We start from the raw sequence: 12,924 nt of genomic DNA, 5'->3' as shown, positions 1-12,924 counted from the left end.
AAAGTTAAAGTGCTTTCTCAAGTCTTTTGTGCGGTGCGGGGGTGCATATGAAACGCAGGAACGCGCGACAACTGGTCCGGGTGCTGTCGGACATACGGCATGCGGCAGATTGCAGGGCGCTGCGCGCGGCTGCAACGCAACGGGCGATCGAGCTTGCTGCGCAAGAGGCGGAAGAGGAGCAGGAGAAGCCGGACACCGCACGCGAAAGCACCCGCGACAAGACGACGTGGAGAACGTCATGAGAAACGCCACCGAACAGTCGCTGCGTTTTCTGGTCGAGAAATGGCTTGGGCCGGTTTCCGCGCCTGTGCACGTCACGCAGTTCGGCCGCACGAAATGGGACCACACGCGCTACGTGCGTGTCGAAACGTCCGCGCCGGATGGTCTGCGTTCGTTGTTCTTCTTTCGTCACGACGACGGATGCTGGTGCGTGTTCCCGCCGACGTCGAACCGCCGTCGTCCCGTCGAAAGCTGGCGCCAGGTGGGCGCGCAGGCGGCAGCGTAGCATCGGTCGCGACGGCCGGCCCATGCGAGCCTGAGCCAGCCCGCCGACCGCGTTTCAGGCTGGTTCCGCCGAGTCCGACGAGACTTCGCGCCGCGCCGTCCACATCGGCATCACCTGGCAGACGATCAATCCCGCCAGCATCAGCCCGCAGCCGAGCAGCGCGCGCGTCGCCAGCGTTTCGCCCAGCACGAGCCAGCCGGCGAGCGCGGCGAACACACCTTCCATGCTGAAAATCACGGCCGCGTGTGCAGGCGCTGCATCCTTTTGTGCGACGACCTGGATCGTGTATGCAACGCCGACTGAGAGCGCGCCGCCGTAAAGAATGGTGGGCGCGGCGCGGACGATGTCGGCGATGCGCAACGGATCGACGGCAAGTCCCACCGCGAGGCTGACCACGCCACACACGACGAACTGCACCAGCGCGAGCGCCAGCGGATCGTGACGGCGCGCAAAGCGGCTCACGAGCACGACCTGCGCCGAAATGACGATCGATCCCGCGAGTTGCAGCCAGTCGCCGTACAGAATTGAAAAATGTTCATCGACACTCAGAAAATACATGCCGAGCGCTGCCAGCAGCGCGCCGAGCCATACGCCGATGCCCGTCTGATGACGCAGCACCACGCCGATCAGCGGCACGATCACGACATACAACGAACTGATGAAGCCCGCGTTGGCCACCTTCGTGTATTGCAGGCCGATCTGCTGGCAGGAGATCGACACGGCGACGAGCAGGCCGAGCAGCGCGCCGTCGCGCCATAGCGTCGATGCGCGGGAAGGCACAAGAGAAGCGGGTGCGTCATCCGCGCCCGCCTGCTTGCGACGCCGCCGTACAACCGACCACACGATCAGGACAACGAACGCGCCCAGCAGAAAGCGCAGCCCCGTGAAGAGAAACGGACCGATCGAATCGAGGCTCAGGCGTTGCGCGACGAACGCGCTGCCCCAGATCATCGCGGCGACGAGCATCAGCAGATTCGCGCGCAGGTGTTGGCGGGTGGTGGTTTTCAAGCGGAAATTCCTGACAGGACAGATCGTTTCGCGCGGCAAGCTTCCGATGCGGCGCAGGCGCATCGCGCGCCTTCTGTTCAGACGAAACGACGGTCATTGAATGGCAGCCGACATGATACCTGTATGGCCGTCGGCGAAGCGTCGAGGCGATGAAAGCAATCGGTAAGGAAGCTGTCTCCCGGAAAATACATATCGAAGGTTATGGGATGACAAACAGCCGACGCTGCGTGATACTCCCCGCGGGGAGCCGCCGGGCGCTGTGTGGCCCAGCAGGCTTCGCCATCATGCGGTTCCAATTCAACATTTGACTTACAGTCGTCAGGTTTGGGGATAACACACATGAAGAAGATCATCGCCTCGCTCGTCACCGCCTCGCTCGCGCTGGTGTCCGTTCAAGCTTTCGCACAGGCATCCGATGCAGCGCCGGCAGCAGCTAGCGCCGCGAAGCCGAAGCATGCTCACAAGCAACTGAAGACGCACGGCAAGCGCGCTGGTGTGTCGTCGGCTGCATCGGCTGCAGGCACGAACGACAAGGGCACGCAGAACTAAGCAGCCCGTTCGCGCAGCAAAAAGAAAGGCCGAAGCGATGCTTCGGCCTTTTGCTTTTAGGGCGCGTTTGCGGCGCGTTTGCAGCCCATTCGAGGCGCCTTTACCGCACTGTCGAGCCGTTCCCGCGCCATGAAGCGCGCAGCGCCGCTCAAACGCCCGCTGCGAGTCCGTTGACCAGCAGCTCGGCGATCAGTCCGTTCATGCCTTCGGGATGACTCGCAGCGCGCTCCTTCAACTGATCGACCAGCGAATCCGGCAGCTTGCACGCGAACGGCACGAGGCCTTTGGCCTGATCGAGCTTGCGCTGCTCGCGCCGGTCGAGTTGCGGCTGTAGCGACGACGCCTTGCCGAAGCGATCGGCGGAGAGCGACTGTTTCATCTCGTTGCCGAGTTTCAGTGCCTTGTTTTTCTCAAGGTCGAATTTCTTCATTGCCATGCGGAAAGGCCTCTAAACAGGTAAGCAATCTAGCATTGTACGCATCGCGCGGCGCGTGAATGCCGGACTCATGCCGAATCGCCGCGCGAGATGCCGCGGCTATTTCGCCGGCGCTTCCGCATTCGTCACGCTGTCCATCAGCGCGCGCATGCGTCGCCAGTGCGTGCCTTCCCAAAAAACGCGCCGGCACACGTCACAGGTCACGAACTGCGCATGCCGTTCGAGCACGCCTTCTGGCGCGCGCCCAATCGCTTCGTCTTTCGCAATGCGCCGCAGCGGCGCGTTGCACGTGAGGCACAGGCGAAACGGCCGCGCGCTGCCCGCCAGATCGAGCCGGTCGAAAATTTCCCTCAGTTGCGCCTCGGGTTTCAGCGTGCGGACATAGCAACCATGCGTGATCGTGCGGCGTTTCAGCAGTTCGCGGTCGCGCGTCAGGACGATGCGGTTTTCATCGGATGCAATCGACTCGATATGCGAATCGGCGTAGTGGTTGTCGTAAAGTGTGTCGAAGCCCGCGAGCCGCAGCAGTTGCGCGAGTCCGCCGAGATGCGCGTCGGCGACGAAGCACACCACGCGCAGCGGGCGTTCGCGCACGCGCAGCAGCGGTTGAATGTCGAGCGCCTCGAATTTAGGGTAGACGGCCACGCGGTCGCCTTCCTGCAACGGGTGATCGAAGCCGACCGATTCGCCGTTCACGAGGATCAGCTCGACTTCCGTATGCGGGACGCCGAGCGCCTCGATCATGTGCTTCGCGCTGGCGGCGCGCGCGCACTCGCAACTGAACGACTGCCGGCGCAGCGGCCGCGCCAGGAAGTCGTTCAATTCTTCGTAGAAGCGGAAGGTGGCCGTAACCATGACGCCAGTATGGCACCGCGCCTCACGCAGCGCCGATGGGCAATTACCTGCACAACACGCGTGGCTATGCTCTACTTCGGGTTCTTGAACAGGAGTCATTGATGGACATCGGTTTTATCGGTCTCGGCGAAATGGGTGCCGCGATGGTCGCAAACATGCTGAAAGCTGGGCACAGCGTGCGCGTCTGGAACCGCTCGCCGGACAAGGCGCGGCCGCTCGTCGAACTGGGCGCGCGGATCGTCGGTTCACCCGCCGAAGCTTTCACGGGCGACGCCGTCTTCTCGATGCTCGCCGACGATGCCGCGCTGCGCGACGTCATCAGCGCGTCGCTGCTCGAGCACGCGCCGCGTGGACTGATTCACGTGAACATGGCGACGATCTCCGTCGCGCTGGCGGAAGAACTCGCGACAGCGCACGCCGGGCGCGGCCTGAACTACGTCGCGGCGCCCGTCATGGGCCGGCCGGACGTCGCGGCGGCAGCGAAGCTGACCATCGTCGCCGCTGGGCCCGCCGAAGCGATCGACCGTGTTCAACCCGTGTTCGATTCGATCGGCCAGAAGACGTGGCGGATCGGCTCGCTGCCGCAGCAGGCCAACGTCGTGAAGCTGGCGGCGAATTTCATGCTGGCGTCGGCGGTGGAGTCGCTGGGCGAGGCGTCGGCCTTGCTCGGCGGTCACGGCGTCGCAATGCAGGATTTTCTCGATGTGATCACCAACAGCGTGTTCCCCGGTCCCGTGTATCAGGGCTACGGCAAGATGATCGCCGAACAGCGCTACGAACCGGCGTTGTTCAAGGCGCGTCTCGGCCTGAAGGACGTGCGTCTCGCGCTGGCGGCTGCCGAGTCGGTGTCGACGCCGCTGCCGGTGGCGAGCGTGGTGCGCGACAGTCTGATCGAAGCCGTCGCACACGGCGACGGCGAGAAGGATTTCGCCGTGCTGGGCCAGGTCGCAGCGCGCCGCGCGGGGCGTTGAGGGCGCGGCGCTCGTCGTCTTTGCTTGCGCTCATTCGCGCAGGCCAGCTTTGCGAACTGCATGAGAGCGGGTGGGGCGAGCATAATGCTCGTTCCGCCCGTTTTCATTTCCATCGAGCAATACGCATCATGATTCTGCATACCTGGTGGCTCTACGTGGCCACGATCTTCGTTGTCTGCGCGATTCCCGGCCCGAACATGCTGTTGATGATGACGCACGGCGCCCGTTACGGCATGCGTCAAACGACGGCCACGATGGCCGGCTGCCTGATGTCGCTGATGCTGATGCTGGCCGTTTCCGTCGCCGGCCTCGGCGTGCTGCTGAAAGCATGGCCGGCGACATTCGACACGCTGCGCCTGCTCGGCGCGGCTTATCTGATTTGGCTCGGCGTGAAGGCGTGGCGCGCGCCCGCGAGCGAAGCCGCGGCGACGCAAGCGGACGCTTCCGCTGGTGTCATGGGCGGCAAGCGCGCACCGTCACGCGGTGCGCTGATGCGCAACGGTTTTCTGGTCGGCAGCAGCAACCCGAAGGCGATTCTGTTTTCGGCCGCGCTGTTGCCGCAATTCATCGACGCCTCGCGCCCGACGCTTCCACAGTTCGCGGTGCTCGTCGCCACGACGGCGGTGATGGAAGTCAGCTGGTACATGGTCTACGCGGGCTGCGGCACGCGGATCGGCGCGAAGCTGAAGAGCAGCAGCGTCGCGAAGGCTTTCAACCGGTTGACGGGCGGCGTGTTCGTCGGCTTTGGCGCGATGATGGCGCTGGTGCGGCACTGACGCCTGCCTTTCAGCGCTCGCCTCGTCTCATGGCGCGGCGAGCGCTCTTTCGTCACTGACGGCCGGCTTGCGCGGCGCGATCGGCGAAACCGAACAGAAACACGGCAACCGCGAACCCCAGCGCGACTGCGCACACACCGCTCCATCCGGCCCTTGCCCACGCAACGCCTGATAACGCGGCGCCAATTGCCCCGCCGACAAAGAAAATTCCCACAAAGAGCGCATTCAACCGACCGCGTGCAGCGGGGTTGATGAGGTTGATCGCGCGTCGTCCGAGCGTTTGATCGGCGATGACCCCGGCGTCGAGCGCTGCCGCGCCGGCGACCAGCAGCGCGAGCGCCGCCACAGGATGCGCCGCTGGCGAGAATCCGCCCCAGCCCGCGCCCGCGACGCCCAGCACGAGGACGGCCGCGATCATCACCAGATGCGCGACGATCTGCGTCGCGCGGCCCGCGCCGTGATCGCCGAGATAACCGGCGAGCGGCGTGACGATCGCGCCCGTCGCGCCCGCCAGCGCGAACGCGGCGATGCCTTGCATGCCGAGCGAGAACGGCGGCTGCGCGAGCCGCAGCGCGATGGCCGTCCAGAAAGCGCTGAACGCGCCGAGCGCGAGGGCGGCCAGCGTAGCGCGCCGTTGCAGTACGGGTTCGGTGCGCAGCAGCGTCCAGAGCGAGCGCAGCAGTTCAGGGTAGCGCGCGGTGGCGTGCGGCGTGTGGCTCGGCAACTGGACGTACAGCACGACGGCCAGCAAAGCGTCCGCGAACGCTTCGATGCAATAGAAAGCGCGCCAGCCAAATGTTCCGGCGATCACGCTCGCAAGCGGGCGTGAAAGAAGAATGCCGAGCATCAGTCCGCTCATCACGTTGCCGACGGCGCGCCCGCGCCGGCTTTCGGGCGCCATCGACGCCGCCATCGGCACGAGCATCTGGATCACGCTCGACGTCGCGCCCGCCATGAACACCGACGCAAGAAACATCCAACCGGAGCGCGCGAACGACGAAAGCGCGAGAAACGCCGCGCAGCAAACAAGCGTCCGGAAAATAAGCCGTCGATTTTCGAGCAGATCGCACAACGGCACGAGCAGCAGCAAACCTGCTGCGTAGCCGAGTTGCGGCAGCATCGCGATCAGCCCGGCCAGTTCGGGCGGCAGATCCAGCGCGCGGCTGACCGGCCCCGTCAACGGCTGCGCCGCCGTCAGATTCACGACGATCACGCCGACGGCTGCGGCGAAGAAAAGCGTCAACGGCGTGCTCAACGTTGGGCCGGGCGGCGCGGCGGAGTGTGGCTGCGGCGGTGATGTAGCGGCGAGGCTGCGCGGACAGGTGTCGGCGGGCTGGTTCATGGTTCGGCTCCGGAAGATTTCGATCCGGCCCATCGTAGGGACGCCGACGTTATGCGACAATTGAATTATCTCGATAATGTTTATGCGAGGTTGTTTTGAACACGCGTGACTTGCAGGCTTTTGTGGCGGTGGTCGAAAGCGGATCGATGGTGCGGGCGTCCGAGAAGCTGTTCTTGACGCAGCCGGGTCTCACGCGCCGCGTGCAGAACCTCGAAACGATGCTCGGCATCGAATTGCTCGACCGGCAGAGCAAGCCACTGAAGCCGACGGCAGCGGGCAACGAGGTGTACGGCCTCGCGCGCACGGTGCTGCGCGCCGTCGACGATCTGATGTCTGTTGCATCGCCGGACAGCGAGCCGACGGGCGAATTCAAGATCGGCGTGCCGCCGTTTCTTTCCGAGCTTGCGCTGGAGCAGCCCATCGACCGATTGCGCAGCGCCTTCCCGAACCTGACGCTGCGTGTGACGGCGGGCTGGTCGCCGGGTCTGTTGCAGATCGTCGAGCAGGCGAAAGTGGATGCCGCCGTGGTGCTGCTGCCGGAAAGCGTGCCGTTGCCGGAAGGGCTGACGTCGACGCTCCTTGCCTACAAGCCGACCGTGGTTGTCGCGCCGCGTTCGTTCGGCATTGCCGACGAGCCGGCGACGCTCGCGACCTTGTCAGGCTACCCGTGGGTGTTGAATCAGGACGGCTGTGGGATGCGCTCCGCGCTGAGTCGCGCGATGGCGGCGGCGGGATTGCCATTCAACGTCGCCGTCGAGGCGTTCGGCTCGGAACTGCAACTGTCGCTGGTGACGCGCGGGCTGGGCGTGGGTCTCGCGACGCCGGAAGTGCTCGCGCGCAGTCCGCATCGGGAGGCGCTGCAGGTCATCGACGTGCAGGACTTCCGGAACGGTCTGAACGTGTGGCTCGTGCATGGCGCGCTGCCAGGACGCCTCGTACGTCCCGTCGAATTGATGCGCGACGCGCTGGTCGAAAAGCTGGAAAAGGATGCGGCCTGTCTGGCGCTGGCTCATTCTGTCGGATGATGCAGAGCACAAAAATGCATCCGAAAGGATTGATGCGACGTTTTGTCACCCTTTGGCAACGTAGAACCAGTGCTCTAACGTGCCATGTTGCAACGCACCAAGTGATTTGCTATAGTTCGTCTTGTCTCCTCCATGTCTCCTCTGATATGGATTCAGCCCGCCACCTTGGCGGGCTTTTTTTTGCCCTGCGTTTGCCCATCCGTAGCGCGCTCAGAATTTGTACGACAGCGCGAGGTACGTGATGATCGGGTCGGCCTTCAGTTCGGCCTTTGATACACCCAGTTCCGTGCCGTCCGCGGCCTTGATGATCGTCGACGAAGTCGTCTTCAGCGGAATGTAGGTAACGGACGCCGTGACGCCCCAACGGTCGGTGATGTTGTACATCGCGCCCACATTGAAGACGGGCTGCCACGACGACGACGCCTTCGCCTCCACGGTCGTCTTCCCCGTCTTGCCCGCGCCCGCTGCCAGAATGGCGCCGAGGTTGTTCTGCGTCGACGTGACGAAATTCTCATTCAGCTGGATGTCGCTGAACCAGTTGTACGACACGCCGATGCCGACAAACGGCCGGAACTTCGACGTCGACTCGCCGAAGTAATACTGGAAAATCAGCGCCGGGCTCCATTGCCGCACGCTCTTGACGATCGGGTTGACGGCCGGGTCGCCGATATCCTGCTTGCCCAGCGCGCCCGCCGGGCCGGGCGGCTGAATCGTGCCGTGGCCGTACAGCTCGAACTTCGGCGGCACGCCCGCCACCGACGTCACCGCGAAATGGTCCGTGACGAAGTGCGAAAACACGAGGCCGAGCGTATCGGCGCTGTTCGTCGACAGGCTCGTGCCAGGCGATGTGAACGAGTTCGGCAGACGCAGCGGCGTGTTGATCGGCACGGGCGCGACGTGCGTCGTGAGCGGCGTGCTCGAATCCTGCGGCATCACGTGAAACCAGCCGAGCGAGACAAGATTGTCGCCCGCCTTTTGCGCATAGGCATTCGGCATCGCGAGTGTGGCCAATGCAGCCGCGCATACAGCGGCGAGTGCATTGGGCATTGCCGCGTCCAAGAGCTTTCTCATTGTGTTCCTCCTGAGCGGGCGGCCTGCCTCGCGCGCGACGGCGTTATTCGTGCCGTCTGCTGCGCTTCCCGGTTGCCCGCTTCCCTGCGCGCGGGCAGGGAAGCGGCCGGGTGGCGGTCGCCTCGTGGCGTTCTATGCGGTGGACCTCGCGCCCACTACTGGACGAAGGCGCCGATCGTGAAGTACGGCGACGACGCGTTCGACAAGTCCAGGAAGCCGTACACGCCGCCCGTGAAAACGAACTTGCCGGTCGGCGCGCTGCCTGCCGCCGCGTTCGCGTACGTCGACGTCACGACGCCGGGGACGGTCTGTGTGAAGTCGAGATTCAGGGCCTTGGTCAGCGACGCCTGCGACGCATTGAATGGATCGAGCAGCGTCGCCTGCGTGCCGACGAGCGCATTGGTGCGGTAGTTGAACTCGCTGTCGACGCCGATGTACTCGCCGTTCTGCGAGTTGACGGCGATGTTCGCCTGCGGCGCGAGGATCGAGATACCCGATTCATCATCGGCGACAGGGCCGCTGATGCCGTTCTGCGGGTTCGGCGTGAGCGTCGAGTTCGCGACGCCCGTGCGGACGAGGATCGGCACGTTCTGGTTGCGCAGCTTGCCGACGATCATGAAGCCCTTGCCGACGGGCGACGAGGCGAGCGTCGGCTTGCCCTGGCCCTGGAAGTTGTCTGTTTCAAATGCGCCGCTGCCATTCGACGATTGCGTCCAGTTCGTGCCCGGTTGCTGGCACTTGCCGGCATTGACACCGGCGTTGTCGCACTCGGTCCAGGTGCCGTCGGCGTTGATCGTGATCTTCGTATCGACGACAGTCGGCGCGAAGCCCTGCGATGGAATCTGGTGATAGCCGAGCTGGTTGTACGTGCCGACGATGTTCGCCAGATTCGTCTCGATCGTCGAAAAGCCGATGAAGGGGTAGTACGGGAATTTCGTGTCGGGGACCGCGCCTTGCCCGAGAATGCCGCCGAACGAAATTTCGGCGCCCGGAATCGTGCCGCCCGCCACGCCTTCGCCGACAAAAATGCGCGCCGGCCGGTTCGGATCGAGGCTCGCGCCATTCAGACGGAACGCGCACTGGTTGAGCTTGTTGGTGGGAAGCAGCGTTTCCTGGGTCAACGTGCCCGATGCCGTCTGGCCCTTGCGGGTCGGTGCGACCGTGCCCGTCGTGGCGGGAATCGGCGACTCGATGTAAGCGACCTGCCAGGTCATCTTCGTCGTATCGAGCTGCAGCTTGACGAGTTCGCCGTCGCCGCCGCCGCCCGTGAAGGTCGTGCCGTAGTCGAGCGACGCGGGGCACAGGCGCGCTTCCGTCGGCGGCGCGCCTTCGCTGCCCGCGCCGCCGCACGCGCCGAGCAATGGCGCTGCAAAGGCCAGCGCCGAAAGGGTCTTCCAGTTCATCGTGCCTCCAGTCTTGTTATGGGCGGCCAGCTCCCAGTCCAGCCGCCTCTCGGTCTTGTTCATCTAGCGATGCTGCTTTCTGCCCGTGTTGCCTCCTGCCATGCACGGCCCTTTCTGTTGATTCGGGTAAGGCTTATTTGCCGATCTGCGCGCCGACGCTGAAGTACGGCGAACTAGCGGTGTCGGAATTGGCCGAGCTCGGCGTGAGGCCGCCGTTTTCGGTGCCGTTGATGAAGATCGCGTAGAGGCCGCCGCCTGCGATTGCGAAGCCCGTGTTGCCCTGCTTGTCGGTGACGCTGACGAGGCCCGGATTGCCGCCGCCGTATCCCAGGCCGAAACCGCTTTCGGCCGCCTGCGTAGACGGATTGATGAAGGTGCCGACGCCGCCCTGGATCAGCGACGCGGTGTACTTGAAGTTCGAGTCCGCGCCGACATAGCCGCCGTCGAAGCCGCCCGACGCGAGCGAAGTCGCGGTTTCCAGCAGCGCGATGCCGGATTCGTCGTCGACTTCGGCGTCGAGTGGGATCGCGCCGGTGCCCGTAAACACGTGTCCCGTTCTGACGACGACCGGGACGGTCGCGCCGTTCAGCTGACCGAGGATCATGTGAGCCGACGAGCTGCCCCTCGCTCCCAGCAGCGGCAGCACCAACTGGCTTTCGATGCGTGGCGCGTTGGTGCTGTCGAAATAGCCGTTCGCGTTGAGCGTCGGCGTGTCACCCATTGACAGGCAGTGCGTCGGGCTTGCGTTGCCATTCGCGGGCGGGGTGTTCGTCGCGGACGAGCAGGCGCCGTTGGCATCGAACGTTTCGGATGTCTGGGCGGCGGCCGCCGCGTAATTGCCCGACGGAACGATGTGATAGAGCAGCCCGTTATAGTTGCCGGCGAGCTTCGAGAGGTCCGTCGTCGTGCTTGCGAAGCCGAGGAACGGATAGAAGTCGAAATGTCTTGGCGTGACGGCGCCGACGTTCTGGAACGTGAGAATCGTCTTGCCTGCGTATGCGACGTCGGCGCCCGGAATCCCGCCGCCTGCCACGCCCTTGCCGACGAAGACGATGGGCGGATTGGTGGTCGAAAAGGGCGTCGTATAGGTTGCGCCCGTCGAAGGCGCGGTGCCTGACGCGGGCGTCAGCATGAATGCGCAGCGCGTCTGCTCGGCATTGGGCAGCATGCCCGCAGGCGGATGCATGACGGCGCCCGTGACGGTGGTGCCTGCGCGCGTATTGTCGACCTGGCCCGCCGATACCGGGATCGGTGATTCGAGAAACTTCAGCGTGTACGTCATCTTCACGGCGTCGATGTTCAACGACACTACTTCGCCGCTGCCTGCGCCGCCCAGATAGGTGCTCTGGCCGATGTTGGCGTCGGCGGGGCAGAGCGAGCCTGCGGTGGCCGTCGACGCAGGCGGCCCTTGCACGCCGCAGCTCGATCCCGAGCACTGGTTCGCGTTGATCGCGCCGGGATCACCCGCATTTCCTCCTCCGCAGGCGAACAAAAACGGCACGCTGGCAATGGCACATGCCAGCCATTTTGAATTGGCGTACATGCTGCTGTCTCCCTGATTTGTGTAATTTGCGAGCTAATTTCGCCGCGCGATTTAGGGCTGTCAATTGAACGAACCATCTAAAAAACCCGATTCAAACAGCGCATTTATCGCGGAGAGTCGCATGGCGCTTCGAAGCGCGCCTTTTAAAACAAAACAGCATTTTTTGCATCGGACGGATTTGTCGTGTCGCCGCTGAGCCTTTATCGGCGGGCGACTCCGAAAAGCGCATCTATCATCTTCGAACGCTCGTTCGTAAAAAAATCCGGAATATCCCTATGCGGTAATAGATGCCCAGGAGAATAAAACGGGGAGCAGTAAATACCTGCTATAAGGACTGCTGGAGATAGTGAGAAAATCGAAAGGTGTTAATCCGCGTTTGAATGAGGCGTTTTAAATCACGGATTGGCAAGCATAAAAAGAAAAAGCCGGCGTTTGAATGCCGGCTTTGTGACACGCAGGACGGCGGGCGCCGTCCGCTAGCGAAGTGTCAGCGCTTGAGGCCCGTCGCCTCGTTCGTGCCGATGGCGAGATTCATGCACTGGATCGCCGCGCCCGAGGCGCCCTTGCCCAGGTTGTCGAGCCGCGCGACCGTGACGAAGCGCTCTTCGTTGCCGAACACGAACAGGTCGACGCGATTCGTATCGTTGTTCGCCTGGACGTCGAAGAAGCCGCTGTCGAGGTTGTCGTCCGCATTGAACGGCGCGACGCGCACGAACTGCTCGCCGCTGTAGTACTCGGCGAACAGTGCCTGCACGTCTTGCGGTGTGGTCGGCTTGGACAGTTGGCCCGGCGTGAAGTATGTCGTCACGGCCAGGCCCTTGTAAAAGTTGCCGACGATCGGCGTGAAGACAGGCGCGCTCTTCAGGCCCGTGTGCGCGGCCATTTCCGGCAGATGCTTGTGCGTGAGACCGAGCGCGTACGGACGCGGGCTGTCGAGCTTCGCGTTGCCGCCCGCTTCGTAGTCCGCGATCATTTTCTTGCCGCCGCCGCTGTAGCCGGTGATCGAGTAGCTGTGCGCAGCGAAATCCGCCGACACGACGCCCGCATCGACGAGCGGACGCATGGCCAGCACGAACGCCGACGCATGGCATCCCGGCACGGCGATGCGCTTCGCCGTGCGCAGGCGCTCGCGCTGCGCGCGGGCTAGCTCGGGCAGGCCGTACGCCCAGTCGGCGCTGGTGCGAAACGCGGTGCTCGCGTCGATCAGCACAGTGCGGTCGTTCTCGACGAGCGACGCCGATTCGCGCGACGCAACGTCCGGCAGACACAGGAAGGTGACGTCCGAAGCGTTGATGAGACGACGGCGCTCGTCGATATCCTTACGCTTCGCTTCTTCGATGCGGAGGATTTCAACGTCTGCGCGCTGCGACAGGTATTCGAAAATCTTCAGGCCGGTCGTGCCTTCCTGTCCGTCGACAAAAACTTTCGTGCTCATCTCGA

Annotated in this window: 14 protein-coding genes; 6 read left to right on the top strand and 8 right to left on the bottom strand. The window is 63.9% G+C overall.

From position 1 onward, the window contains the following. Positions 1-47: 47 nt before the first annotated feature. Complete coding sequence (locus C2L64_RS17140) at positions 48-242, top strand: hypothetical protein (protein ID WP_009769954.1); 195 nt, start codon at positions 48-50, stop codon at positions 240-242. Next, positions 239-505 carry a hypothetical protein gene (locus C2L64_RS17135; RefSeq protein WP_079483709.1) on the top strand — a complete coding sequence of 89 codons (267 nt, stop codon included), beginning with the start codon at positions 239-241 and terminating at the stop codon, positions 503-505. The genes C2L64_RS17140 and C2L64_RS17135 overlap by 4 nt, the downstream gene beginning before the upstream one ends. A 54-nt stretch (positions 506-559) precedes the next feature. Here C2L64_RS17135 and C2L64_RS17130 read toward each other — a convergent pair whose 3' ends face one another. After that, complete coding sequence (locus C2L64_RS17130) at positions 560-1,513, bottom strand: DMT family transporter (protein WP_090838273.1); 954 nt, start codon at positions 1,511-1,513, stop codon at positions 560-562. A 339-nt stretch (positions 1,514-1,852) separates the two neighbouring features. Between C2L64_RS17130 and C2L64_RS17125 the strand changes: the two genes are divergently transcribed. After that, positions 1,853-2,062, top strand: coding sequence for a hypothetical protein (locus C2L64_RS17125; protein WP_009769951.1), 210 nt, complete (start codon positions 1,853-1,855; stop codon positions 2,060-2,062). A 148-nt stretch (positions 2,063-2,210) separates the two neighbouring features. On the opposite strand, the gene C2L64_RS17120 is transcribed toward C2L64_RS17125, so the two are convergent. Next, positions 2,211-2,498, bottom strand: a complete 288-nt coding sequence (locus C2L64_RS17120; protein WP_007747873.1) for a hypothetical protein — start codon at positions 2,496-2,498, stop codon at positions 2,211-2,213. A gap of 99 nt (positions 2,499-2,597) precedes the next feature. Next, positions 2,598-3,353, bottom strand: coding sequence for a Mut7-C RNAse domain-containing protein (locus C2L64_RS17115; RefSeq protein WP_090838246.1), 756 nt, complete (start codon positions 3,351-3,353; stop codon positions 2,598-2,600). Positions 3,354-3,454: 101 nt separating this feature from the next. Between C2L64_RS17115 and C2L64_RS17110 the strand changes: the two genes are divergently transcribed. Together C2L64_RS17110 and C2L64_RS17105 are read left to right on the top strand one after the other, a co-directional pair. Beyond that, positions 3,455-4,324, top strand: coding sequence for an NAD(P)-dependent oxidoreductase (locus C2L64_RS17110; RefSeq protein ID WP_090838244.1), 870 nt, complete (start codon positions 3,455-3,457; stop codon positions 4,322-4,324). Between the two features lie 128 nt (positions 4,325-4,452). Then, on the top strand, positions 4,453-5,100 hold the full coding sequence (locus C2L64_RS17105) for a LysE family translocator (protein ID WP_042314107.1): 648 nt from the start codon (positions 4,453-4,455) through the stop codon (positions 5,098-5,100). A gap of 52 nt (positions 5,101-5,152) precedes the next feature. Here C2L64_RS17105 and C2L64_RS17100 read toward each other — a convergent pair whose 3' ends face one another. Beyond that, complete coding sequence (locus C2L64_RS17100; RefSeq protein ID WP_090838242.1) at positions 5,153-6,442, bottom strand: MFS transporter; 1,290 nt, start codon at positions 6,440-6,442, stop codon at positions 5,153-5,155. 95 nt (positions 6,443-6,537) lie between these two features. On the opposite strand from C2L64_RS17100, the gene C2L64_RS17095 reads away from it, so the two are divergent. Continuing rightward, positions 6,538-7,467: a LysR family transcriptional regulator gene (locus tag C2L64_RS17095; RefSeq protein ID WP_079483706.1), complete on the top strand. Its 930-nt coding sequence runs from the start codon at positions 6,538-6,540 to the stop codon at positions 7,465-7,467. A 210-nt stretch (positions 7,468-7,677) separates the two neighbouring features. Here the strand turns inward: C2L64_RS17095 and C2L64_RS17090 are convergent, their stop codons facing one another. The 4 genes from C2L64_RS17090 to argC form a co-directional block, all read right to left on the bottom strand. After that, positions 7,678-8,514 (bottom strand): OmpW/AlkL family protein, encoded by an 837-nt coding sequence (locus C2L64_RS17090; protein ID WP_176133939.1) that lies wholly within the window; start codon positions 8,512-8,514, stop codon positions 7,678-7,680. A gap of 179 nt (positions 8,515-8,693) precedes the next feature. Next, on the bottom strand, positions 8,694-9,941 hold the full coding sequence (locus C2L64_RS17085) for a DUF2957 domain-containing protein (RefSeq protein WP_090838271.1): 1,248 nt from the start codon (positions 9,939-9,941) through the stop codon (positions 8,694-8,696). A 133-nt stretch (positions 9,942-10,074) separates the two neighbouring features. After that, a complete protein-coding gene (locus C2L64_RS17080; protein WP_090838240.1) occupies positions 10,075-11,484 on the bottom strand; it encodes a DUF2957 domain-containing protein in 1,410 nt (469 codons plus the stop codon). A 487-nt stretch (positions 11,485-11,971) separates the two neighbouring features. Next, positions 11,972-12,919, bottom strand: coding sequence for an N-acetyl-gamma-glutamyl-phosphate reductase (argC, locus tag C2L64_RS17075; protein ID WP_090838238.1), 948 nt, complete (start codon positions 12,917-12,919; stop codon positions 11,972-11,974). Positions 12,920-12,924: the final 5 nt, after the last annotated feature.

Source organism: Paraburkholderia hospita (assembly GCF_002902965.1).
Taxonomy (GTDB): Bacteria; Pseudomonadota; Gammaproteobacteria; order Burkholderiales; family Burkholderiaceae; genus Paraburkholderia; species Paraburkholderia hospita.
The sequence above is the reverse complement of the archived record's forward strand: the minus strand, read 5'-3'. Positions and strand labels throughout refer to the sequence as shown.